The organism is Micromonospora rifamycinica (genome assembly GCF_900090265.1).
In the GTDB taxonomy this organism is placed as follows: domain Bacteria; phylum Actinomycetota; class Actinomycetes; order Mycobacteriales; family Micromonosporaceae; genus Micromonospora; species Micromonospora rifamycinica.
Genome location: NZ_LT607752.1, coordinates 2,900,366 through 2,924,994, shown reverse-complemented (window position 1 = coordinate 2,924,994; position 24,629 = coordinate 2,900,366). Strand labels below are relative to the sequence as shown.

General features: G+C 74.2%; 16 protein-coding genes. 11 read left to right on the top strand and 5 right to left on the bottom strand.

What is annotated here, in order from left to right:
• Positions 1–50 precede the first annotated feature (50 nt).
• Complete coding sequence (locus tag GA0070623_RS11840; protein WP_067307077.1) at positions 51–1,856, bottom strand: GAF domain-containing SpoIIE family protein phosphatase; 1,806 nt, start codon at positions 1,854–1,856, stop codon at positions 51–53.
• Positions 1,857–2,023: 167 nt separating this feature from the next.
• Here GA0070623_RS11840 and GA0070623_RS11835 point away from each other — a divergent pair, with 167 nt between their 5' ends.
• Positions 2,024–2,950 (top strand): 2-hydroxyacid dehydrogenase, encoded by a 927-nt coding sequence (locus GA0070623_RS11835; protein WP_067307073.1) that lies wholly within the window; start codon positions 2,024–2,026, stop codon positions 2,948–2,950.
• A gap of 6 nt (positions 2,951–2,956) precedes the next feature.
• Here the strand turns inward: GA0070623_RS11835 and GA0070623_RS11830 are convergent, their stop codons facing one another.
• Positions 2,957–3,331 (bottom strand): PH domain-containing protein, encoded by a 375-nt coding sequence (locus GA0070623_RS11830; protein ID WP_067307070.1) that lies wholly within the window; start codon positions 3,329–3,331, stop codon positions 2,957–2,959.
• A 188-nt stretch (positions 3,332–3,519) separates the two neighbouring features.
• Here GA0070623_RS11830 and GA0070623_RS31385 point away from each other — a divergent pair, with 188 nt between their 5' ends.
• Positions 3,520–6,102 carry a putative bifunctional diguanylate cyclase/phosphodiesterase gene (locus tag GA0070623_RS31385; RefSeq protein WP_269458981.1) on the top strand — a complete coding sequence of 861 codons (2,583 nt, stop codon included), beginning with the start codon at positions 3,520–3,522 and terminating at the stop codon, positions 6,100–6,102.
• 55 nt (positions 6,103–6,157) lie between these two features.
• On the opposite strand, the gene GA0070623_RS11820 is transcribed toward GA0070623_RS31385, so the two are convergent.
• Positions 6,158–7,177, bottom strand: coding sequence for a LacI family DNA-binding transcriptional regulator (locus tag GA0070623_RS11820; protein ID WP_067307068.1), 1,020 nt, complete (start codon positions 7,175–7,177; stop codon positions 6,158–6,160).
• 339 nt (positions 7,178–7,516) lie between these two features.
• Here GA0070623_RS11820 and GA0070623_RS11815 point away from each other — a divergent pair, with 339 nt between their 5' ends.
• From GA0070623_RS11815 to GA0070623_RS11800, 4 genes are all read left to right on the top strand, one after another.
• Positions 7,517–10,087: a glycosyl hydrolase 2 galactose-binding domain-containing protein gene (locus tag GA0070623_RS11815; RefSeq protein ID WP_084261265.1), complete on the top strand. Its 2,571-nt coding sequence runs from the start codon at positions 7,517–7,519 to the stop codon at positions 10,085–10,087.
• 144 nt (positions 10,088–10,231) lie between these two features.
• On the top strand, positions 10,232–12,241 hold the full coding sequence (locus GA0070623_RS11810; RefSeq protein ID WP_067307065.1) for an FAD-dependent oxidoreductase: 2,010 nt from the start codon (positions 10,232–10,234) through the stop codon (positions 12,239–12,241).
• Positions 12,242–12,357: 116 nt separating this feature from the next.
• Entirely contained in the window at positions 12,358–12,702 is a 345-nt protein-coding gene (locus GA0070623_RS11805) for an ArsR/SmtB family transcription factor (protein WP_067307062.1), read from the top strand.
• The gene (locus GA0070623_RS11800; RefSeq protein WP_067307059.1) at positions 12,699–14,363 is read left to right on the top strand and encodes a SulP family inorganic anion transporter; all 1,665 of its coding nucleotides are present in this window, start codon (positions 12,699–12,701) and stop codon (positions 14,361–14,363) included. The genes GA0070623_RS11805 and GA0070623_RS11800 overlap by 4 nt, the downstream gene beginning before the upstream one ends.
• A 191-nt stretch (positions 14,364–14,554) precedes the next feature.
• Here GA0070623_RS11800 and GA0070623_RS11795 read toward each other — a convergent pair whose 3' ends face one another.
• On the bottom strand, positions 14,555–15,028 hold the full coding sequence (locus GA0070623_RS11795; RefSeq protein ID WP_067307057.1) for a DUF2690 domain-containing protein: 474 nt from the start codon (positions 15,026–15,028) through the stop codon (positions 14,555–14,557).
• Between the two features lie 141 nt (positions 15,029–15,169).
• Between GA0070623_RS11795 and GA0070623_RS11790 the strand changes: the two genes are divergently transcribed.
• Together GA0070623_RS11790 and GA0070623_RS11785 are read left to right on the top strand one after the other, a co-directional pair.
• Entirely contained in the window at positions 15,170–16,180 is a 1,011-nt protein-coding gene (locus GA0070623_RS11790; RefSeq protein ID WP_067307054.1) for a transcriptional regulator, read from the top strand.
• A 330-nt stretch (positions 16,181–16,510) separates the two neighbouring features.
• A complete protein-coding gene (locus tag GA0070623_RS11785) occupies positions 16,511–17,329 on the top strand; it encodes a DUF4352 domain-containing protein (RefSeq protein ID WP_067307052.1) in 819 nt (272 codons plus the stop codon).
• A 168-nt stretch (positions 17,330–17,497) separates the two neighbouring features.
• Here the strand turns inward: GA0070623_RS11785 and ilvD are convergent, their stop codons facing one another.
• On the bottom strand, positions 17,498–19,345 hold the full coding sequence (ilvD, locus tag GA0070623_RS11780) for a dihydroxy-acid dehydratase (RefSeq protein ID WP_084261264.1): 1,848 nt from the start codon (positions 19,343–19,345) through the stop codon (positions 17,498–17,500).
• Between the two features lie 128 nt (positions 19,346–19,473).
• On the opposite strand from ilvD, the gene GA0070623_RS11775 reads away from it, so the two are divergent.
• From GA0070623_RS11775 to ilvN, 3 genes are all read left to right on the top strand, one after another.
• Complete coding sequence (locus GA0070623_RS11775; RefSeq protein WP_084261263.1) at positions 19,474–21,867, top strand: putative bifunctional diguanylate cyclase/phosphodiesterase; 2,394 nt, start codon at positions 19,474–19,476, stop codon at positions 21,865–21,867.
• A gap of 239 nt (positions 21,868–22,106) precedes the next feature.
• Entirely contained in the window at positions 22,107–23,993 is a 1,887-nt protein-coding gene (locus tag GA0070623_RS11770) for an acetolactate synthase large subunit (protein WP_089004012.1), read from the top strand.
• 66 nt (positions 23,994–24,059) lie between these two features.
• Positions 24,060–24,575 carry an acetolactate synthase small subunit gene (gene ilvN, locus GA0070623_RS11765; RefSeq protein ID WP_067307043.1) on the top strand — a complete coding sequence of 172 codons (516 nt, stop codon included), beginning with the start codon at positions 24,060–24,062 and terminating at the stop codon, positions 24,573–24,575.
• The last annotated feature ends 54 nt before the right edge of the window (positions 24,576–24,629 follow it).

Here is a 24,629-nt window from a genome sequence, read left to right as displayed (position 1 = left end):
GGGGGCTGCCCCGCCCGGCCACCGTCCGCGGCCGGTGGTCGGCCGGGCGCTCACCTGGCCCGGACGGCCAGCAGCGCCACGTCGTCCTCGCGTCGCTGTCCGGTGCCGAGCAGCAGGTCGCACAGCTCGGCGGTCGGCCGGGCACCGGCGGCGGCGACCCGTTCGCACAACTGACCCATGCCCTCGTCGATCGGCTGGTCCCGCCGCTCCACCAGCCCGTCGGTGTAGAGCAGCAGGGTGTCCCCGGGGCCGAGCAGCACCTCCGCCCCGGTCCGCGGCACCGGACGGGTCAACCCCAGCAGCGGCTCCCGCCGGCCGTCGAGCAGTCGTACGTCGCCACCGGCGGTGACCAGCAGCGGCGCGGGATGGCCGGCGTTGCACCAGGTGACCGCCACCCCGTCCGGGGTGGGCCGCAGCCGGGCCAGCACCGCCGTGGCGGCGGTCGGGATGCGCAGCCCGGAGATGGTGGCGTCCAGCCGCCGCATCAGCTCGTCCACCGGGTCACCGCGCCCGTAGGCGTTGCCCCGTACCAGGTTGCGGAGCTGCCCCATCGTCGCGGCGGCCTCGATGTCGTGGCCGGCGACGTCCCCGATCGCCGCAATCAGGTCACCGTCGGGCTGGACGAAGGCGTCGTACCAGTCGCCGCCCACCTCCACCCGGTCGGCGGCCGGCTGGTAGCGGGCCACCAGCTCCACCCACGGGATCTGCGGCAGCTGCGGGAGCATGCTGTGTTGCAGCACCTCGGCGACGTGCCGCTGTTCGCCGTAGATCCAGCCGTTGCCGACGGCCTGCCCGGCCCGGCGACCGATCTCCAGCGCGGTACCCAGGTCGTCGTCGTCGAAGGCCCGCCGGTCCGGTCCGTTGACCAGGGTCACCACGCCCATCACCGCGCCCCGGCCGGGGGTCGGCACCGGCACGGTCAGGTGCGAGGCGAAGCCCAGCCGTTCGGCGAGGGCGACCAGCTCCGGGGCGTCGCTGGCCTGTCGGACGTCGGCCAGGTCGGCGACCCCGCGTAGCACCGGCTGGCCGGTCCGCAGCACCGTGCGGGTGATCGAGGCGGGACCGAGCCGGTCGAGCGCCACCTCGCCGAACCGGGTCACCTCGGCGGCACGGGCCGGGTCGCGGTGCACGGCGGTGACCCACCGGGGGGTGCCGCCCTGGTCGACCAGGGTCACCATGGCCCAGTCGGCCAGCAGCGGCACCACCGCGTCGGCCAGCCGCGCCACGGCCGTCTCCACGTCGAGCGTGCCGGCCAGGGCCTCGCTCAGCGAGGCGAGCAGGCCGAGCCGCTCGTGCGCCTGTTCGGCCAGCCGGCGGGCCGACTCGGCAGCGTCCAGGGCGATCCGCAGCCGCAGCTCCGAGGAGCAGGCCGCGGCCAGGTCGGCCAGGGTGTGCAGCTGGGCCTTCGTCCAGGCGCGGGGTTTGCTGTCGATCGCGCACAACGAGCCGAGCACCCGGCCGTCCAGGTCGGTCAGCGGCATCCCGGCGTACGCGACGACGCCCAGCTCCGGCACGGCGAGGTTGTCCCGGACCCGGGGGTAGAGCCGGGCGTCCGGCAGCACCAGCGGGATCTCGGTGTCGATCACGTGCTGGCAGAACGAGTGGCTCAGCGGGGTCTGCCGGAGTTCGGCCCACGGGTCGGGCAAGCCGACCGCGCCGGGGAAGAACTGCCTGGTCTCGCTGACCAGGGAGACCAGCGCCACCGGCACGTCGAGCAGGTCGCTGACCAGCCGGGCGAACCGGTCGAACGCCTCGTCCGGCGCGGCGTCCAGACCGGTGTCGGTCAGCGACCGCAGCCGGCCCGGTTCGGCCAGCGCGGGGATGTCGACGGCCGGCCGTTCGGTGCGTTCGGTCATCGACCACCTGTCTGCCGTGATGGGAGGACGCCGCTCGGCGCTCCGACCCTCGGTTATACCCCTCCCGCCCGACCGTCGCCTGCGCACGTGGGCGACATCGCCCGGTGCGGCGTCGGTCGGCCGGCCCGTCGGAACCGCCCGCCGCCGGGGGGCTATCGTCGGCACGCGTGAAGGTGTGGATTCCCCATCCCGCCGGTGTCGAGCTGCTCGGGCCGGTGCCGTGCGGTGTCACCGTACAGCCGTGGACCGATCCGGCGGACCCGCCCGGCGACCCGGCGGACGTCCGGTTCTGGGTGCCGCCGTTCCTGGCCGGCGCGGAGACCCTGACGATGCTGGACCGGCTGCCCGACCTGGCGGTGGTCCAGCTCCTCTCAGCCGGGGCGGACGCCTGGGCCGGGCGGGTGCCCGCCGGGGTGGCCCTGTGCGACGCCCGGGGGGTGCACGACGCCGGCACCGCCGAGTGGGTGGTCGCCGCGATCCTCGCCCAGCTGCGCGGCTTCCCGGCGCTGGCCCGCGCCCAGGCCCGGCGGGAGTGGGCGTACGACCGGGTCGCGCCGACCGACGAACTGACCGGTAAACGGGTGCTCATCGTGGGGGCCGGCTCGATCGGCGCGGCGGTACGGAGCCGGCTGGCCCCGTTCGACGTCACCTTCACCCTGGTGGCCCGCACCGCCCGGCCGGACCAGGGGGTGCACGCGGTGGCCGAGTTGCCGCGGTTGCTGCCGGGAGCCGACGTGGTGGTGCTGCTGGTGCCGCTCACCGACGCCACCCGGGGGCTGGTGGACGCCGACTTCCTGGCCGCCATGCCGGACGGGGCACTGCTGGTCAACGCCGCACGGGGTCCGGTGGCGGACACCGCGGCCCTGGTCGCCGAGCTGACCTCCGGTCGGCTGCGGGCGGCGCTGGACGTGACCGACCCGGAGCCGCTGCCGGCCGACCATCCGCTCTGGGAGCTGCCCAACGTGCTGCTCACCCCGCACGTCGCCGGCTCGGTCAAGGGGCTGCTGCCCCGGGCGTACCGGCTGGTGGGGGAGCAGGTACGCCGGTTCGCCGCGGGTTCGCCGCTGGTCAACCGGGTGGAGGACGGCTACTGAGACCGCTCAGCGGGGGTCGGGCAGGGCCTGCCCGGTGATCGAGACCAGGCGGGGCAGGTCCACGCCCCGGACGGCGGGCAGGAGGAGCTGCTGCCCGTCGGCGAGCCGGACGACGGCCCGGCCGCGCGGGTCGGCGGTCAACTCGACGACCTGCTCCCAGGGCACCCGTCGACTTCCGACCAGTGCCCGCAACCGCAGCTCGCGCCGGTCGGCGTCGGTGCCCGAGCGCCAGGCCCAGGCCGCGACGACCAGCGGGACGAGCAGCACCGGCAGCAGGTAGGCCCGGGCGGCGGCCAGGGGCAGCGCGCCGATGGTGGCGATCACGGCCGCGACCAGGACGGCCTGGTGGTGCCGGAAACGGAGGGTGTCGGCGCGGCTCACCCCCCGATGATTCCACCCCGGTCCCCGGCGGCCCCGGCCGGGCCGTCGGCGCCGTTCCCGGCGCCGAGAGGGCCGGGCGGGTGGGTGACGCGGGTCACGGTCGGGGCGCGTAACCGGTGCGATGGCCGTTCGTTGGACCGGTAACCCCCCTTGCACCGGCCCGTGTCCCCCTCACGAAGGTGACCGCCGTGACCGACGCCTCCCTCCTCCGTCGTCCACTCTCCGTACCGGTCGTGTCCTCGGTGCTGGCCGCGCTGCTGGTCAGCGTGGGCCTGACCGGTCTCCTCCCACCGCCGGCGGCCGTCGCGCTGGCCGGCGTCGGCGGTTGCGCCCCGGTCGTCGGCCGGCTGCTCCGGCTGGCCGCCGTCGACGGCCGGGACCGGCGCAGCCGGCTCTGCCGCCGCGCCGCCGCCCTGCTCGTCGCCGCGGTGACGGTGGCCGCGCTGACCGTCGCGGTGCCACCACTGGTGCCGGCGGGCTGGCGGGTCGGGGTCGCGGTGGCCGGGCTCGGCGCGGCCACCGCGACGTTCGCCGCCGGCCTTCTCCTGCTGCCCGGCCACTCCCGGTCGACGCCCCGCGCCCGGTTGCGGCGTGGGGTGGACGTGCTCGGCCTGGGCACCGCGCTGCTCTTCGCCGGCTGGGTGCTGGTGCCGTCCGGCCCGGTGCCGCCGGTGGTCCGGGTGGTGACCGTCCTCGGCGCGACCGGGCTGGCCGGGTTGCTGGTGAGCGCGTTGGCCGACCGGCGTCGTCGTCCCGGGGCGGCCCGCTGCCGGGTCGGGGCGGCGACCGTCCTGCTGGGGCTGGCCGGTCTGGTGGCGCTGGAGGCCTACCGGGCTCCGGCGGTGACGCTGCTGACCCTCGTGCCGGTGCTGGTCGGCGGGGCGCTGCTGACCGCCGCCGGGATGACCCGGGTCGCGGCGGGGGATCCGCCCGGCCCGGCCGGTCCGCCGCCGGCCTGGCCCCGGGTGACCGCCCCGGCGGCGGTGGCCAGCGTGGCGGCGGCCGGTCACCTGGCGGTCGTCGGGGGCTTCAGCGCGACCGCCGTCCTGCTGGGGCTGGCGGTGATCCCGCCGCTGGTGGGCCGGGAGCTGATCTCCGCGGCCGACGACCGGCGGTGGGCGGGTCGGCTGGCCGCCCGGGAGGCGTACTTCCGGACGTTGGTCTCGGGTGGCCGCGACCTGATCCTGGTGCTCGACGACCGGTTGCGGGTGCACTGGCTGTCGGCGGCCGGTGAGCGCTGGTTCGGGCTGCGCCGGAGCGAGGTGTGCGGGCTCGCGCTGGCCGACCTGCTGCACCCGGACGACGCTCCCGGTGTGCTGACCCGGCTGGCCGCGCCGCCGCAGGACGACGGCCCGCCGTTGCTGGTGGCCAGGATGCGCGCCGGTGACGGTGCCTGGCGGGAGATCGAGTCGACGGTCAGCGACCAGCGCGACGTGCCGGAGGTGGCCGCGGTGGTGCTGCACGTCCGGGACGTCGGGGACCGCCGTCGGCTGGAGCGGGAACTGCGTCGGGTGGCCGCCGCCGACCCGCTCACCGGCCTGGCCAACCGGCAGGAGCTGCTCCGGGTGCTCGGCGAGCGGGCCGGCCCGCCCGGCGCGCTGCTCGTGGTCGACGTGCACGGTTGCCCGCCGGCGCAGGACGCCGCCGGGCCGGGGGTGGACGGTGACGCCCTGACGGTCACCACCGCCCGTCGGCTGCGTGACGTGGTCGGCCCGCGGGATCTGGTCTCCCGGTTGTCCGGCACGGAGTTCGCGGTGGTCACCGACGCCGCCTCGGTGCCGGCGTACGCGCTGGGTGAGCGGCTGCTGGCCGCGTTGACCGAGCCGTGGCCGGTGCCGACGGGGATGGCCCGGCTCCGGGTCGCGGTGGGCCTGGCCGAGCTGACCGGAGGCGACCCGCAGGACGTGCTGCGTCAGGCCGACCTGGCCCGCCGCCGGGCCGTCCAGCTCGGCCGGAACCGGGTCGAGTGGTACGACGCCTGCCTGGAGGAGCAGCTGGTCCGCCGGATGGACCTGGAACGGGAGCTGCCCGGCGCGGCGGCCCGGGGTGAGCTGGACCTGGTCTACCAGCCGGTGTTGGCGCTGGTCGACCGGCGGCCGGCCGGCATCGAGGCGTTGCTGCGGTGGCGCAGCCCGGTGCTGGGCACCGTGTTGCCGGCCGAGTTGCTGCCGGTCGCCGAGGATCTGGGCCTGCTGGGTGAGCTGGGCCGGTGGGTGTTGGACCGGGCCTGCCGGCAGCTCGCCGACTGGTCGTACGGCGGCCGGGAACTCTGGCTGGCGGTCAACCTGACCCTGGCCGAGCTGCTGGCGCCGGATCTGGTGCCCCGGGTGGCGACGGTGCTGGCCGGGCACGGTGTCCCGGCGGAACGGCTGGTGCTGGAGATCGCCGAACCGGGGCTGGGCGCGGACCTGTCGATGGTGGTGGCCCGGCTGGCCGGGCTGCGGGCGATGGGGGTACGCACCGCGCTGGACAGCTTCCGGGCCGAGCACGCCTCGCTGACCCGGCTGCGTCGGCTGCCGATCGACCTGTTGAAGGTGCAGCCGCAGCCGGTCGGGCCGGACGAGGGGACGCGTCCGCTGATCGACGTGGTGGTGGGCCTGGGGGAGCGGTTGGGGGTGACGGTGGTGATGGCGGAGCTGGAGTCCGAGCCGGACGTCGACCGGGCGACGCGGGCGGGCTGCCGGTACGGCCAGGGTTTCGCGCTGGCGCGTCCGGCGACCGCCGAACGGGTCGAGGCGTACTTCGCGGAGTTCCCGTCGGCGTTCCGTTGAGCGGGCCGCCGAACTCCGTTGAGCGGGCCGCCGCCGGCCGGTCCACTGAACCGGTTCATCTCGGTCGGGGCGGTGCGGTGCTGCCGCGCGGGGTCAGGTGTGGCGTCTCGTCCTGGAGGCCGCCGACCGGCTCACCGGCGATGACGGCGAGCAGTTGGCGGGCCGCGTTCGCGCCGTAGGCGGGGATGTCCCGGCTGAGCGCGGTCAGTGGTGGGTGCACCAGCTGGCACAGTGGGGAGTCGTCCCAGGCCACGATGGACAGGTCGGTGGGGACGCCGAGCCCCATCTCCTGGGCCACGGAGAGCCCGGCGATGGCCATCACGTCGTTGTCGTAGATCAGGGCGGTGGGGCGCTGGGCCGAGCTGAGCAGCCGCCGGGTGGCGCGGGCACCCTCCTCCCCGGTGTAGTCGGACCACACGGTCGCCGCCTCGGTGAGCCCGAGCCGGCCGCAGACCTCGGCGAAGGCGTCGGTGCGGATCTCCGTATGCCGCAGCGCGGGCAGGCCGCCGACCCGGGCGATCTTGCGGTGGCCGAGCGCGACCAGGTATTCCACCGTCTCGGCCAGCGCCGCCGCGTCATCGGACCAGACGCTGGCCAACGTGCCGGTGTGCCCCGGTCCGCCGATCACCACGGCGGGTAGCTGGAGCTCCTCCAGGGCGGGTACCCGGATGTCGTCGGTGCGCAGGTCGCAGACGAGGACGCCGTCGACCCGCCGCTCGGCCCACCAGCGCCGGTAGACCGCGATCTCCGCATCCTGGTCGGCGACCACCTGGAGGGTCAGCGCGTAGGACCGGGCGGAGAGTTCGGCCTCGACGCCGCTGATCAGCTCCATGAAGAACGGTTCGATGCCGAGGATCCGGGCCGGACGGCACAGGGCCAGGCCGACGGCGTCGGCGGTGGCGCCGGAGAGCGCGCGGGCGGCGCTGCTCGGGCTGAAGCCGATCTCGGCGGCGATGGCCAGGATGCGCTGCCGGGTGGCCTCCGAGACGCCCGGCTGCCCGTTGAGCGCGTACGACACCGCGCCCTTGGACACTCCGGCGCGTCGGGCGACGTCGGCGATGGTCGGCCGCTTCACCGGCGGGTTCCTCCATTTCTCGCGGCCTGGGCAGGCGGTACGCGGGGCCGGGATCGGCCGGCGGTGCCCACGCTACCGGTGCCGGGCGTGACCGGTGCCGCCGGCCGTGGTGGAATCCAGCCGGTAGCGGTGGTCGATCCGCTTGCCCGGTTAAGCAGGCCGGCCGGGCGCTGCCTCCGCGGTGGTGCGGTGGCGGGTCGGGCTGCCCGGCGACGCTGCTCAGGCAGCCCTCCGTGTCTCTTTCCGGGGTCCGGTGACCGCCGGTGGGGAACACCGTTGACAGGGTTGGGGGTGGCCCGTACGGTGTCTTGACTTATCCGGTTCAGTTGACATCCCTCGATGTGCTGGGGCTGTCCCGAGCAGCGAAGGCGCGGTGGGGTCGTGACTCGGCAGGCGTTGCACGAGGGTTGGCGGCTACGGGCGGTGGCCGGGCCGCAGGTGCCCGACGCGGTGGCCGGTCGGGCGGTGCCGGCGACCGTGCCCGGCTGCGTGCACACCGATCTGCTCGCCGCCGGCCTGATCGACGATCCCTTCCTCGACGCCAACGAGACGGCGCTGGCCTGGATCGGCCGCACCGACTGGGAGTACGCCACCACCTTCGGGTACGCACCCGGCGACGACGACCGGATCGACCTGGTCTGCGCCGGGTTGGACACGGTCGCCACGGTCACCCTCAACGGCGTCGAGGTCGGCCGGACCGCCAACATGCATCGGTCGTACCGGTTCGACGTGCGGTCGGCGCTGCGGCCGGGGGAGAACACCCTCGCCGTCCGGTTCGACCCGGCGTACCGCTACGCCGAGGAGCAGCGGGACCGGCTCGGCGACCGGCCCAACGCCTACCCGGAGCCGTTCGCGTTCATCCGCAAGATGGCCTGCAACTTCGGCTGGGACTGGGGGCCGACGCTGGTGACCGCCGGGATCTGGCAGGAGATCGGGCTGCACGCCTGGTCCACCGCCCGGCTCGGTGTCGTCCGTCCACTGGTGACGGTCGTCGACGGTCAGGGGCGGGTGGAGCTGCACGTCGAGGTCGAGCGGGTGGCCGACCTGCCGCTGACCGTCCGCGCCGAGGTCGCCGGGGTGACCGGCGAGACGACCGTCGCGGCCGGGCAGCGCACGGCCGCGCTGACCCTCACCGTCGCCGACCCCGAGCTGTGGTGGCCCCGGGGGTACGGCGCACAGCCCCTGCACCCGCTGACGGTGCACCTGTCGACGCCCGACGGTCGCACCGTGGACACCTGGTCGCACCGGATCGGCTTCCGCTCGGTCCGCCTCGACACCACCCCCGACGCCCACGGCACCCCGTTCACCCTGCACGTCAACGACGTGCCGGTGCTGGTGCGGGGGGCCAACTGGATTCCCGACGACGCGTTCCCCACCCGGATCACCCGTGACCGGCTGGCCCACCGGTTCACCCAGGCCGCCGACGCCAACGTCAACCTGCTGCGCGTCTGGGGCGGCGGCCGGTACGAGTCGACCGACTTCTACTCCCTCGCCGACGAGCGCGGCCTGCTGGTGCAGCAGGACTTCCTCTTCGCCTGCGCGGCCTACCCGGAGGAGGAGCCGTTCGGCACCGAGGTCGAGGCGGAGGCGCGGGAGCAGGTGGCCCGGCTGGCCGGGCACCCGTCGCTGGTGCTCTGGACCGGCAACAACGAGAACATCTGGGGCTGGCACGACTGGGGCTGGCAGGAACCGCTGGCCGGGCGCAGCTGGGGGCGGGGCTTCTATCTCGACCTGCTACCCCGGGTGGTCGGCGAGCTGGACCCGACCCGCCCGTACTGGCCGGGCAGCCCGTGGTCGGGGGTGGAGGCGATCCACCCCAACGACCCGGCTCACGGCACCACGCACCTGTGGGACGTATGGAACACCGACGACTACACGAGGTACCGCGAGTACGTCCCCCGGTTCGTCGCCGAGTTCGGCTACCAGGCGCCCCCGGCGTACGCGACGCTGCGCCGGGCGCTTTCCGACGAGCCCCTCGCCCACGACTCGCCGGGGATGGCCCACCACCAGAAGGCCGCCGACGGGGACGCCAAGCTGCAACGCGGGCTCGACGCGCACCTGCCCGCCCCGGTCGACTTCGACGACTGGCACTACCTGACCCAGCTCAACCAGGCGCGGGCCATCCAACTGGGGGTGGAGCACTTCCGGTCGCACCGGGAGGTCTGCTCCGGCACCATCGTCTGGCAGCTCAACGACTGCTGGCCGGTCACCTCCTGGTCGGCCGTCGACGGTGACGGCCGCCGCAAGCCCCTGTGGTACGCGCTGCGCCGGGCGTACGCCGACCGGCTGCTCACCGTGCAGCCCCGCGACGGCGGGCTGGCCCTGGTCGCGGTGAACGAGACCGGCAGCCCGTGGCGGTCCCCGGTCACGGTGACCCGGTGCACCCTGGCCGGCGAGCCGAGGGCGACGACCGCGTACCAGCTCGACGTGCCGGCGTACGCGGCGGTGACGCTGCCACTGCCGACGGACCTGGCGGCGGCCGGCGAGGAACGCCGGGAGCTGCTGGTCGCCGAGGCCGGGGACACCGCCGAGCGGGCGCTGTGGTTCTTCGCCGAGGACCGGGACGCGCACTGGCCGGCGGCCCGCTACGAGGCGACGGTCCAGCAGGTCGACGGGGGTCACCGGGTCCGGGTCACCGCGCGGACCGTGCTGCGCGACCTGACCCTCTTCCCGGACCGGCTGGACCCGACGGCCGAGGTCGACGCGGCACTGGTCACCCTGCTGCCGGGGGAGTCGGCCACCTTCACGGTGACCTGCGGTGCGCCGCTGGACCCGGTGGCGCTGACCGCCCGGCCGGTGCTGCGCTGCGTCAACGACCTGGTCGACCGCGCGGCCCCGGTGGCGGACCGACCGGGTGGCCTGGTCCCGGCCGCGGACCGCCCGGACGGCGCGGCCCCGGTGGCGGGCTGACTGGCGGGCCGGCGTCCTCCTCCCGTCCGGTGCGGGGGAGGAGGGCGCCGGTCGCCCCTTGACAGCCCCGATTCGATCCGCAAGGGTCGATGCATTCCGGGTGCGGCGGCGCGCTCCTTCCCTCGTCTGCGAAGGGCAGCCGTGATGTCGTCCACCTTCAGCCGCCGGCACCTGTTCCGCCTCGGCGGGGCCACCCTCGTCGTCGCCGCCGGCACCACTCCCGGGCTGCCCGCCCTGGCCGCCGGCACCGTCACCGCCGACCTGGTGGTCTACGGCGCGACCGCGGCCGGCATCGTGGCCGCCGTGCAGACGCGCCGGCTGGGGCGGACCGCCGTGATCGTCGAACCGGGCGACCACGTCGGCGGGCTCACCACCGGTGGGCTCGGCTACACCGACAGCGGCACCAGCGCCGCCATCGGCGGTGTCGCCGCGGAGTTCTACCGGCGGGTGTACGCCCGGTACCAGGGCGTCCCGGTCGCCCCCGACTCGCCGATGCGGCTGGTGTTCGAGCCGCACGTGGCCGCCGGGGTCTGCGCGGACCTGCTCACCGAGCACGGGATCCCGGTCTACCTGAACGCGCGGCTGACCACCGTGCAGCGCAGTGGTGACCGGATCACCGGCCTGGTCACCGACAACGGGCAACTCTTCACCGGCCCGATGTTCGTCGACGCGACCTACGAGGGTGACCTGATGGCCGCCGCCGGGGTGGCGTACACGGTCGGGCGGGAGGCCAACGCCGTATACGGCGAGACGATCAACGGGGTGCAGCTACGCGGGGCGCACCAGTTCACCCTGCCGGTCGACCCGTACGTGGTGCCGGGCGACCCGGCCAGCGGGCTGCTCCCCGGCATCTCCGCCGCCCCGGTCGCGCCGAACGGCACCGGTGACGACCGGATCCAGGCGTACAACTTCCGGATGTGCCTGACCCAGGCCGCCGGCCGGATCCCGTTCCCGCAGCCGGCCGGCTACGACCCGGCCGACTACGAACTGCTGTTGCGGTACGTGCGGGCCGGCTACACCGGGCCGTTCTTCACCACCCAGAGCGTCGGCGGCGGCAAGACCGACTCGAACAACACCGGGGCGTTCTCCACCGACTTCATCGGCGCGAGCCACGCCTACCCGACGGCGACCTGGGCACAGCGGGACAGCATGGTCGCCGACCACCGGACGTACCAGCAGGGGCTGATGTGGTTCCTGGCCAACGACCCCCGGCTGCCGGAGCCGGTCCGGGCGGGGGTGGCCCGGTGGGGTCTGGCGGCCGACGAGTTCACCGCCACCGGCGGGTGGCCCCCGCAGCTCTACGTCCGCGAGGCCCGCCGGATGGTGTCGGCGTACGTGATGACCGAGCGGGACTGCCGGGGCGCGGTCCGGGTCGCCGACGCGGTCGGTCTGGCCAGCTACACCATGGACTCGCACAACTGCCAGCGGGTGGTGGTGGACGGGCTGGTGAGGAACGAGGGAGACGTGCAGGTCGGGGTGCCCGGCCCGTACCCGGTCAGCTACCGGTCGATCGTGCCCACCGCCGGGCAGTGCGCCAACCTCCTCGTCCCGGTCTGCCTGTCGGCCAGCCACATCGCCTACGGCTCGATCCGGATGGAGCCGGTCTTCATGATCCTCGCCCAGTCCGCGGCGACGGCGGCGGTGCTGGCGGTCGACGCCGGGGTGCCGGTGCAGCAGGTCGACGTCGCCACCCTCCAGGCCCGGCTGCGCCGGGACGGGCAGATCCTGAGCTGGCCGCCCACCGCCGAGGGCGAGATCGTGGTGGACAACCGGTCGGCCGGGGTCACCCGGGCCGGCGTCTGGGTGGCCAGCACCGCCATCGGCGGTTACCAGGGGCCGGACTACGAGCACGACGGCAACACCGGCAAGGGCGTCAACCGGATGCGCTTCACCCCGTCCCTGCCGGCGGCCGGTAGCTGGACCGTCCAGCTGCGCTGGACGGCCGACCCGAACCGGGCCGGCAACGTCCCGGTCGACGTGGTGCACGGCGGCGGGGTGACCACCCGGGTGGTCGATCAGCGCGGATCGGGTGGGCAGTGGGTGCCGCTCGGCACCTACCAGTTCCCGGCGGGTACGGCGGGCAGCGTGCTCATCCGTACCGAGGGCACCGACGGGTACGTGGTCGCCGACGCGGTCCGCTTCCTGCCGGCCTGACCTCCGGCGGTACGCCGCGCGACCCGGTGCCGAAGCGGGAGTCACGAACTCCGCGACCGGTTAATTGAAGATTTTCGCAAGTGGTAAATTCTTCACGACTCGATCGGGAGGGTGCCATGTCGGTTCCGCTGTACCAGGCCAAGGCGGAGCTGTTCCGCACCCTCGGGCACCCGGTGCGGATCCGGGTGCTCGAACTGCTCCAGGACGGGCCGAAGCCGGTCCGCGACCTGCTCGCCGTCATCGAGGTCGAGCCGTCCAACCTCTCCCAACAGCTCGCCGTGCTGCGCCGGGCCGGCATGGTCACCTCCTACCGGGACGGCCCGCTGGTCATGTACTCGCTGAGCACCCCCGACGTGGCCGACCTGCTGGCCGCCGGCCGACGCATCCTCGGCGCGGTCCTCACCGACCGCGACGCCCTCCTCGACGAACTCCGCAGCTCGCCTACCCGGCCCGGCCGGTGAGCGTCGCCGCCGTCGCCGACCGGGTCCTCGGCCTGCTGCCCGACCGCACCGACTGGCAGGCGGTACGCCGTGCACCCCGGCGGGACCTGGTCGCCGGGCTGACCGTGGCGGTGGTGGCCCTGCCGCTCGCCCTCGCCTTCGGCGTCACCTCCGGGCTGGGTGCCCAGGCCGGGCTGGTCACCGCCGTCGTCGCCGGGGCGGTGGCGGCCGTCTTCGGCGGCTCCCACCTCCAGGTCTCCGGCCCCACCGGGGCGATGACAGTGGTGCTGGTGCCGGTGGTGCAGCAGTTCGGCGCTACCGGGGTGCTGATGGTCGGCGCGCTGGCCGGGCTGCTGCTGATCGCCCTCGCCCTGGCCCGCCTCGGTCGCTACGTCCGCTACCTGCCCACCCCCGTCATCGAGGGCTTCACCGCCGGCATCGCCGTGGTCATCGCCCTGCAACAGTTGCCCGCCGCGCTCGGCGTGACCGACGCGCACGGCGACCGGGTGTGGGCCGTCGCCGCCGACGCGGTCGCCCGGTTCGCCGTACACCCCCGGCCGGTGGCGCTGGCGGTCGCGCTCGGGGTGGCGGCGCTGATGCTGCTCGGCGCACGCTGGCGGCCCGGCCTGCCGTTCTCGCTGCTCGGGGTGGCCGCCGCCACGGTGCTCGCCGAGACCGCCCCGGTCGACCTGGTCCGGATCGGGGCGCTGCCGCAGGGGCTTCCCGCGCCGTCGCTGGGCTTCCTCGACCCCGGCGCGGTCGGGGTGCTGCTGCCGTCGGCGCTGGCTGTTGCCGCGCTCGCCGCGCTGGAGAGCCTGCTGTCGGCGACCGTCGCCGACGGGATGACCGTCGGGCAACGGCACGACCCGGACCGGGAGCTGTTCGGTCAGGGCCTGGCCAACCTGGCCGCGCCGCTGTTCGGCGGCATCCCGGCCACCGCCGCGATCGCCCGTACGGCGGTCAACGTCCGCGCCGGGGCGGCGTCGAAACTGGCCGCCCTCACCCACGCTGTGGCGCTCGCCGCGATCGTCCTCGTCGCCGCCCCGCTGGTCGGCCGGATTCCGCTCGCCGCGCTGGCCGGGGTGCTGCTGGCCACCACGGTCCGGATGGTCGAGGCCGGCGCGCTGTGGGCTCTCGCCCGCGCCACCCGGGGGGACGCGCTGGTGCTGGTGCTCACCTTCGTCGTCACGGTGGCGTGGGACCTGGTCACCGCCGTCGCGGTCGGGGTGGCCGTGGCGGTGGTGGTCGCGCTGCGCGCGGTGGCCCGTAGCGCCCGGCTGGAACAGGTCCCGCTCGACCGGGGTGAGCACAGCGCCGAGGAGCACGCCCTGCTGGCCGAGCACATCGTGGCCTACCGGCTGGACGGGCCGCTGTTCTTCGCCGCCGCGCACACCTTCCTGCTGGAGCTGTCCGAGGTGGCCGACGTCCGGGTGGTCATCCTGCGGATGTCCCGGGTGTCGGCGCTGGACGCCACCGGCGCGCACGTGCTCGGCGACGCGGTCCGCCGACTGCGGGGCCGGGGGATCACCGTGCTGCTCTCCGGCATCACCCGCGACCACGACCAGGTGCTCGCCACCCTGGGCGTGGCCGACGAACTGCGCCGCGACGGACTGGTCTTCGCCGACACCCCGGCGGCCATCGACCACGCCCGGGAACTGCTGCGCGGCACCGTCACCACCTGACGGTGGCCGGCCGGCGCACGCGGCGGTGGGCGAAACGCCGCCCACCGCCGCCCGGTGGGCGACGGGCACCACGCCGCCCCGCCGTCGCTCCGGCCGGACCGCAACGGCTCCGGTCCTGCGCAGAGCGGGGCTGTCCAGGTCAGGCGCAGAGCGGCGTTGCTCCGGTCAGGCACTGCGCGGAGCCGTTCAGGTCAGGCGCAGAGCGCCGAACTGGTGTACGTGGTGCCGCCGTAGACGACCTCGCCGACCGCGCAGATCGTCGAGTTGTCGCCGTAGAGCTGGTCGCCGTAGTACTGGGCGCCGGTGCCGCCGTACCACGGGGTCGTCTTGCGCGGGCTGTCCCGGTAGACGGTGACCTGGACCCGGTTCGGGGTCACCCGATTGCTGATCCTGCCCCAGTTGGTGCCGCAGGTGGCGCTGTACCGCAGCTCCACCACGGCCAGCGTGGTCGCGCCCTTCATGATGTACGCCGGCTGGCTGGTCGCGTTGCGGGCGTCGGCCGAGCAGCCGGTGTTGATCGGGTCGGTGCCGTCGCAGCCGGTGGTGGTGCAGCTGACGGCGCTCGCCGGGCTCGCCACGAGCAGGCTCGCGGCGACCAGGGTGCCGGCGGCCAGGCTCGCCACCGTCCGGCGGACGGCCCTCGACGTGCGGGGTGCGGTGGTCATCGTTCCTCCGAGGGGGATGGTCGACTTTCGGACCGGGATGGGTCGACTCCCATCTCTACCTTCCGTCGACGGTCGTCTCTACGCTGGGTGGCGTTGGACAATCAATAGCCGGCGCTGGTCAATCAATTCCGAGGAGTCACGGTGGCCCGGACGGAGCGCCCCCTCGATCCCGACGCCGACCCGGTGCAGGCATTCGCCGCAGACCTGCGCCGCCTGCGCGAGCGGGCCGGCCGGCCGACCTACCAGGCGATGGCCCGCCGGGCGCACCGGTCGTCCAGCTCGCTGTCGGAGGCGGCCGGCGGCCGGAAGCTGCCCACCCTGGACACCACCCAGGCGTACGTCCGGGCGCTCGGCGGCGACGAGGCGGCCTGGACACGGCGCTGGCGGGAGGTCGCCGCGGACACACCCGGTCCGGTGTCCGACGCCCTCGAGCCCGGCACCGCCGATCCCCCGTCCGCCGGTGAACCGCCGTCTCCCGTCGAACCGGCCGGCGGCGGGCGTCCGGCCGGGGACACCGACGCCGCTGCGGGGGTGCGGGAGACCTCTCCGGCCGGCGGGCCGTCGCGGGCGGTGCGGGCCGACCGTCGGCTGCTGCTCCCCGCTGCCGGGGCGGGCCTGCTCATGGTGCTCGCCGTCGGCCTGGCCTCGATCGGTTGGCGCTCCGCCGACCGCCCGTCGGCCTCCTCCGCCCCGACTGCCGGCCGGGCCGGTCCGACACCCACCGGGCCCGACCCCGCCGTGCGGGTGCGCGACGGGGCCGACCCCAAGGACGCCGGGTGTGCCGCCGATCCCGCCGTCGCCACCGTGGACAGCACGGCGGTGCTGGTCGACGAGCGGGTGGTCGGCCTGGTGGAGCTGCGGTACTCGCCGGCCTGCGGGGCGAGTTGGCCCCGGTTCATGCCGGCTCCGACCGGTGCGCCGGCCGTGCCCCGGCCGGCCCGGGTGGTGCTCGTCGTCACCGACGGGGACACCCCGGCCCGCAGCCACGACTTCACCATCGACTACGCGGGCATCTCGGCCTACGGCAACCTGCTCACCAGCACCCGGACCTGCGTCTGGGCCGAGGTGCGGATCACCGGCGCGGGCTGGACGTCACCACCGGCCCGGACCGGCTGCTACCGGGGGGCGACCCAGGTCCGTCCGATTCCCTGAGGCCGTCCCATGTGCTGCGGCACATGGTGGTGCGCCCTCGTCACGGGAGGGGAATTGGCGCTTTCGCATTGCCCGGAAACGGGTTGGCGGATTTCCGACAGCCGGTCGTCGGCGGCCCGATGTGCCTACCGGAACTGATGGTGAAGCCGCCCAGCCCGAGCTTTGGCTGAAAGTCTGAGGGCGATCCAACGGGCTGGCAATTATCTCCGGAAAGCGTCGGGTGGCTCGGGCCGGCCGGCCGACCATTGCCCCGGGGCCACCATGGCACGGTGGGGGCCGCTTCGCTCGGTGCGTTGCTGCTATGGATCAAGACCCGGGAGAAACCACTCGATGACGGCACCCTATGACCCTGCCCGGAACCAGCAGCACTTCGGCCACTCGTCGACGCCACCGACCGCCCCGTTCTCGCAGGTGCCTCCCGCGCAGGTGCCGCCCCGCCAGGCCGGGCAGTTCTCCCCGGCGATGCCCGGCGGTCCGCTGCCGCCCGCCGCGCCCCGGAAGCGGGCCTCCTGGCTGCTGCCCACGCTCATCGGTGTCGGCGCGTTCGTGGTGTTGTGCTGTGGCGGTCCACTGGTGCTGGGCCTGGTCGGCGACGACAAGAAGCCCCAGGCCGCCGCCGTCAGTGGCGACGTCCCCGGGGTGAAGAGCGGTGCCGCTCCGGCCAACACGACGGCAGCACCGGCGACGAGCAAGGCGGCACCCGCGGTCAAGACGACCACGGCTCCCGCGCCGCCGAAGCCGAAAACCCCGGGCATCGGCGACAAGGTGCGCGGCGGTGACTTCGAGTTCACCGTCAAGGGTGTGAAGTGCGGGATCTCCCGGGTCGGGAACGATTTCCTCAACACCAAGGCGCAGGGCACGTTCTGCAAGGTCAGTGTGACGGTCAAGAACGTCACCAAGCGGGCGCACACCTTTCACGCCGACGGCAGCCTCAGCGCGCAGGACTCCAAGGGCCGGGAGTACGAGGCCGACGGGGAGGCGGGGATCTACGGAAACAGCGATGGTCAGGGTTTTCTCGACGAGATCAACCCGGGCAACTCGGTGACCGCGAATGTCTTCTTCGACGTGCCGAAGGGCACCAAGCTCAAGACGATCACGCTCGACGCCGGCCTTTTCACGTTCGCCGAGGACGCTGTCGTCGCCCTGTGACCCGGGTGGCCGGACCGGGTCCGCCGACCTGGGCGAGCTTCCCACCGTCACCCGGCATGCGCGCGGGTCGCCGACGCGGGAGGCCGTCCGGCGTCCGTGGTGGCGAGGTAGCGGACACCGCTACCTCGCCGGGACAACGCGACGGGACCTCACCCGGCCGCCGGGGGCCTACTCGGGGACGCGACGGTACGCGCCGTCGCTGGCCGAGGTGGCCATCGAGGCGTACGCGCGCAGGGCCGCGGACACCGGGCGCTGCCGGTCGAGCGGGGTGTACGGCCGCTCCCGCTTCTCCTGCGCCACCCGGCGGGCCGTCAGCACGTCCTCGGGCACGTTCAGCTCGATGGACCGGGCCGGGATGTCGATGACGATCTCGTCGCCGGGCTCGACCAGCGCGATCAGGCCACCGGAGGCCGCCTCGGGGGAGGCATGCCCGATGGAGAGCCCGGAGGTGCCGCCGGAGAACCGGCCGTCGGTGAGCAGCGCGCAGGACCGGCCCAGGCCACGCCCCTTGAGGAACGAGGTGGGGTAGAGCATCTCCTGCATGCCGGGGCCGCCCTTCGGGCCCTCGTAGCGGATCACCACGACGTCCCCGGCGACGATCTCCTTGGCGAGGATCGCCGAGACCGCGTCGTCCTGCGACTCGTAGACCTTGGCCGGGCCGCGGAAGGTCAGGCACTCCTCGGGCACCCCGGCGGTCTTCACCACGCAGCCGTCCGGCGCGATGTTGCCGTGCAGGATGGCCAGCCCGCCGTCCGCGCTGTAGGCGTGCTCCCGGTCCCGCACGCAGCCCTGCGCGGCGTCGGTGTCCAGGGTCGACCAGCGGTTGGTGGTGGAGAAGGGCTCGACGGTACGCACCCCGCCCGGCGCGGCGTGGAACAGCTCGACCGCCGCCAGGGTGGGTGAGCCGCCCCGGACGTCCCAGTCGGTGAGCCACTGGGCCAGCGAGGGGGAGTGCACCGCGTGCACGTCGCGGTGCAGCAGGCCGGCGCGGTCCAGCTCGCCGAGGATGGCGGGGATGCCGCCGGCCCGGTGCACGTCCTCCATGTGGTAGTTCGGCGAGTTCGGGGCGACCTTGGCCAGGCAGGGCACCCGGCGGGAGACGGCGTCGATGTCGGCGACGGTGAAGTCCAGCTCGGCCTCGCGGGCGGCGGCGAGCAGGTGCAGGATCGTGTTGGTCGATCCGCCCATCGCCACGTCGAGGGCGACCGCGTTGTCGAACGCCTTGCGGTTGGCGACGGTACGGGGGAGCACGGAGGCGTCGTCGTGGTCGTACCAGCGCCTGGCGATGTCGACGACGGTGCGCCCGGCCTCGACGAAGAGCGACCGGCGCGCGGCGTGGGTGGCCAGCGTCGAGCCGTTGCCGGGCAGGGCCAGGCCGATCGCCTCGGTGAGGCAGTTCATCGAGTTGGCGGTGAACATGCCCGAGCAGGAGCCGCAGGTCGGGCAGGCGGAGCGCTCGATCTCGCCGAGCTGGTCGTCGGTGACCGCCTCGTTGGAGGAGGCGATCATCGCGTCGATCAGGTCGATCTTGGAGTGCACCACGCCCTCGACGGCCACCGTCTTGCCGGCCTCCATCGGGCCGCCGGAGACGAAGACGGTCGGGATGTTGAGCCGCAACGCGGCCAGCAGCATCCCGGGGGTGATCTTGTCGCAGTTGGAGATGCAGACCAGGGCGTCCGCGCAGTGCGCGTTGACCATGTACTCCACCGCGTCGGCGATCAGCTCCCGGCTGGGCAGCGAGTAGAGCATCCCGCCGTGGCCCATGGCGATGCCGTCGTCCACGGCGATGGTGTTGAACTCGCGCCCCACCCCGCCGGCCTCGGCCACCGCGTCCGCGACCAGGCCACCCATGTCCTTGAGGTGGACGTGACCGGGGACGAACTGGGTGAAACTGTTCGCGATGGCGACGATCGGCTTGCCGAAGTCGTCGTCGGTCATCCCGGTGGCCCGCCAGAGGGCCCGGGCGCCGGCCATCGTCCGACCGTGGGTGGAGGTCCTCGACCGCAGCTCAGGCATGGGTACCAGTCTTGCACCGTCCGGCGGGCGGCAACCACCGCGCGCGCCGTGTCCCAACAGTTGCACACCCGGTACCCCGTGGCGGGTGCCGATCCGGCACAGTTGGGGTCGTGCGTTTACCCCCGGGCATGGTCGCCGTGGCGGTGTTGAGCGGCCTGCTCGCCGCCGCCGCCACCGCGCTGCTGGCCGACTCGGCCCGGCGGCGGGGCGGGCCGCACCGCCAGGCGCACCTGCTGTTCGCGCTGGCCGCCGCGATCGCCCTGGTCACCCTGGGTGCCGGTGCCGTCGCGCTGCTCGGGGCGACCGAGCACGGGGCGCACCAGCGCGGGCGGCACATGGGCTGGGCGTCGGTGATCGCCGTCGGCACCGCGCTGACCGGGCTGGCGTTCTGCGCCGGGCTGCTCCGGCTGCCCGGCGCGATGGCGGCCCGGGCCGCCGCCGCCCGGCTGCTGCTCGACGGGCTGATCGTGGCCACCTCGATCTGGTTCGTCGGCTGGGTGCTCCTCTCGGAGCCGACCCGGCTGCTCGGGCCGGGCACGCCGAGCGCCTGCCCGGCGATCCTGCTCGCCTCGGTGACCGCGGCGCTCACCGCCGGGCTCACCGGGATGGTGGTGGCCCGCGCCGACGGCCCCCGGATCCGGCTGGCCGTGCTCGGCACCGGCATCACCGCGACCGCCACCGGTGGTCTCGTGGTGGCCGCCGGGGTCTGCCAGGGCGGCTCGGGGATGGCGGTGACCGGGATGGCGCTGCTCGCCGTGGGCCTGCTCGCCGGGGCGCTCGCGGTGCACCGGGTGGACGCCCCCGGCCAGGTCGACATCGACCTGATCCGCCGGGACGGGGAGTACGCCTTCATCCCGATGTTCGCGATGGCCGCCTCGGCGATGTACCACCTCGTGCAGGGCGGCCGGTTCGACGCGCTGGGCATCGTCGCCGGCAGCCTGGAGGGATTCGCGCTGGTCACCCGGCAGTACCTCACCCTCAACGACGTCCGCCGGTACGCCGGCCGGCTGGCCGAACGGGAGGCGCACTTCCGGGAGTTGGCGCACACCGATCCGCTGACCGCCCTGGCCAACCGGCGCGGCCTGCTGCGCGAGATGCAGCGCTGTGCCAGCGAGGGGGCCGACTGCGTGCTGCTCGGCCTCGACCTGGACGGCTTCAAGAACGTCAACGACATGCGTGGCCACGACGTCGGCGACATGGTGCTGGCCGAGGTGGGCCGGCGGCTGCGGGGCAACCTGCGCCCCGGCGACCTGGCCGCCCGGCTGGGTGGCGACGAGTTCGCGGTGCTGATGCGGGGGCGGCCGGCGGAGGCGGACGCGGTGGCGGAGCGGCTGCTGGGGGTGCTCGGCCGGCCGTACGACCAGGCCGGTGGCGCGGTCTTCCTGTCGGTGAGCATCGGGGTGGCCGGGCAGGGCGGCGACCCGGACGTGGTCGGCCTGCTACGCCACGCCGACCTGGCCCTGCGCTACGCCAAGCAGCGCGGCAAGAACCGGATCGAGCGCTACGACGGCAGCTACGACCGGCTGCTGACCCGGCGTACCCGGCTGGAGCACGAGCTGCGCGGCGCGATCGAACGCGACGAGCTGCGGCTGGCGTTCCAGCCGGTGGCCTCGCTGCCCTCGGTGCGGCCGGTGGGGGCCGAGGCGCTGCTCCGCTGGCACCACCCCGAGCTGGGCAACGTCCGCCCGGACGAGTTCATCCCGCTGGCCGAGGAGTGCGGGATGATCGCCAAGCTGGGGGCCTGGGTGCTGCACCAGGCGTGCTGGCAGCTGTCCCGCTGGCTCGCCGACGGCCACGACGTCTGGGTGTCGGTCAACGTCTCCCCGCACGAGCTGCACGCCCCGGAGTACGTGGTGCAGGTGGCCGAGGCGCTGCGCGCCCACCACGTGCCGCCGCAGCGGCTGGTGCTGGAGGTCACCGAGCACGCCGTCGCCACCGACCTGGACGAGCTGATCCGCCGGTTGACCGCGCTACGGCTGACCGGCGTCCGGATCGCGTTGGACGACTTCGGCGCGGGGTACTCGTCGCTGGGGCAGCTCCGCCGGCTGCCGATCGACATCCTCAAGATCGACCACAGTCTGGTCGCCGAGCACGAGCCGGTCCGTCCGGTGGGCCGGGACGGACCGGCCTTCGCCCCGATGGTCGACATCGTCATGCGGCTGGGCCACCAGCTCGGCCTGGAGGTGATCGCGGAGGGGGTCACCACCCCGACGGAGCTGGCCGCGGTGGTGGCCGCCGGGTGCCGGTTCGGGCAGGGCGCGCTCTTCGGCTGGGGGGTGCCGGCCGAGCACCTGGAGGCGATGCTGGAGGCGGCCACCTCGCCGGGTGCCCGTCCGGCGTCGGCTCCGCCGGCCCCGCCTCCGGTGCCGCCCCGACCGGCCCCGTCGCCGTTGCTGCCCCGGCTGCGGTCCCATCCGCCCGCGTCGCCGCCGGTGCCCGCCCCACGCCCCCCGCAGGGTGAGTCCGCGCAGGCCGGACCGGTTGACGAGGCACCCGCCGGGGATGGCGTCCCCCGTTCGTGAACCAACATGTGGGATCAGTTGACTCATCGCGTGAGATGCGTCAGGCTTGGCCCATGTCGTCGAACCGGTCGCTGCGAGTACTTACCTGAGCGCACTCTCCCGCTGTCGAGAGTGCGCTGGCCCCGTGCATCTGCACGAGGGCCGTTTTTGTTGCCGTCGGAACCCCGGGGCGCGGCACGCGCCCCTGTCGCACCTGTCGTAGCAGCTCCACCCAACTCCAGCCGAAGGCCTGAACCGCCATGACGAGACCCACGCCAGAGACCCTCGCCCACTCCGCCCGGCGGGCCCGCACGGTCACCGAGCCGACCGGCGACGCCGACCCCACCACCCCGCCGCGCGGCACCGCCGCCGCGGCCACCCCGGCCGTACGGCCGTCCGGGCCGGTCCCGGTCTCCGGTGCCGGTTCGTTGGTGCGGTCCCTCGAGGCGCTCGGCGTCGACGTCGTCTTCGGGATTCCCGGCGGGGCGATCCTGCCCGCCTACGACCCGCTCTACGACTCCTCGGTGCGGCACATCCTGGTCCGGCACGAGCAGGGCGCGGGTCACGCCGCCACCGGGTACGCGCAGGCCACCGGCCGGGTCGGCGTCTGCATCGCCACCTCCGGGCCGGGCGCGACGAACCTGGTCACCCCGATCGCCGACGCGTACATGGACTCGGTGCCGATCGTGGCGATCACCGGTCAGGTGTCCCGCCCGATGATCGGCACGGACGCCTTCCAGGAGGCGGACATCCAGGGCATCACCCTGCCGATCACCAAGCACAACTTCCTGGTGCAGACGGCCGAGGAGATCCCGCAGGTGCTCGCCGAGGCCTTCCACCTGGCCGCGACCGGGCGTCCCGGGCCGGTGCTGGTGGACATCCCCAAGGACGTCCTCCAGGCGGCGACCACCTTCTCCTGGCCGCCCACCCTGGACCTGCCCGGCTACCGGCCGACCCTGCACCCGCACGGCAAGCAGATCCGGGAGGCGGCCCGGCTGATGGGCGGCGCCCGTCGGCCGGTGCTCTACGTCGGTGGCGGGGTGCTCAAGGCCGGTGCGTCCGAGCCGCTGCTCCGGCTGGCCGAGCTGACCGGCATCCCAGTGGTGACCACCCTGATGGCGCTGGGGGCGTTCCCCGACTCGCACCGCCAGCACCTGGGCATGCCCGGCATGCACGGCACGGTGGCCGCCGTCTACGGGCTGCAGAAGGCCGACCTGATCGTGGCGCTGGGTGCCCGGTTCGACGACCGGGTGACCGGCAAGCTGGACTCGTTCGCCCCGGACGCGACGGTGGTGCACGCCGACATCGACCCGGCCGAGATCGGCAAGAACCGGCACGTCGACGTCCCGATCGTGGGTGACGCCCGGCACGTCATCGACGAGCTGATCGCGGCGGTGACGACCGAGCAGAAGGCCGGCCGCCGGGCCGACCTGACCGACTGGTGGACCCAGCTCGACGACCTGCGCGAGCGGTACCCGCTGGGCTACGACGAGCCCGCCGACGGCACCCTCTCCCCGCAGTACGTGATCAAGCGGCTGGGCGAGATCGCCGGCCCGGAGGCGATCTACGTGGCGGGGGTCGGCCAGCACCAGATGTGGGCCAGTCAGTTCATCTCGTACGAGAAGCCGGGCACCTGGCTCAACTCCGGCGGCCTCGGCACCATGGGGTACGCCGTCCCGGCGGCGATGGGCGCGAAGGTCGGCCGGCCGGACGCGGTGGTCTGGGCGGTGGACGGCGACGGTTGTTTCCAGATGACCAACCAGGAGCTGGCCACCTGCGCGTTGGAGGGCATCCCGGTCAAGATCGCCCTGATCAACAACGGCAACCTGGGCATGGTCCGGCAGTGGCAGACCCTGTTCTACGAGGGGCGCTACTCCAACACCGAGCTGGGCACCCACAAGCACCGCATCCCGGATTTCGTCAAGCTGGCCGAGGCGCTCGGCTGCATCGGCCTACGCTGCGAGAACGCCGCCGACGTCGACAAGACGATCGAGGCGGCGATGGCGATCACCGACGCCCCGGTGGTGATCGACTTCGTGGTCGGCAAGGACGCGATGGTCTGGCCGATGGTCGCCGCCGGCACCAGCAACGACGAGATCATGTTCGCCCGGGGCGTCCGCCCGACGTTCGACGAGGACGACATCTGACATGAGTGCCCGATTCCCCGGGACCGTGCGGTGGCACGGCCCGACCGAGCGAAGCGAGACGGTGGCATGACCCTGCACACCCTGTCCGTGCTGGTGGAGAACAAGCCGGGTGTCCTGGCCCGGGTCTCCGGCCTGTTCTCCCGGCGCGGGTTCAACATCGACAGCCTCGCCGTCGGCGAGACCGAGAACCCCGACGTCTCGCGGATCACCATCGTGGTCAACGCCGACTCGTCGCCGCTGGAGCAGGTCACCAAGCAGCTCAACAAGCTGGTCAACGTACTCAAGATCGTCGAGTTGGATCCGCAGGTCTCGGTGGCCCGGGAGCTGCTGCTGGTCAAGGTCCGGGCGGACCGTACCGCCCGTGCGCAGGTGCTGGAGACGGTCGCCCTGTTCCGGGCCCGGGTGGTCGACGTCGCGCCGGACACCCTCACCGTCGAGGCCACCGGCACCCCCGACAAGCTCGACGCGCTGCTGCGCGACCTGGAGCCGTTCGGGATCAAGGAGATGGTCCAGTCGGGCACGGTGGCGATCGGTCGGGGTTCGCGGTCGATCACCGCCGGCCCCGCGCTGCGTGCCGCCTGACCGCGCCGCCCCCCCGCCACCGCACACAGTCCACGACGGTCCGACGAGACCGCC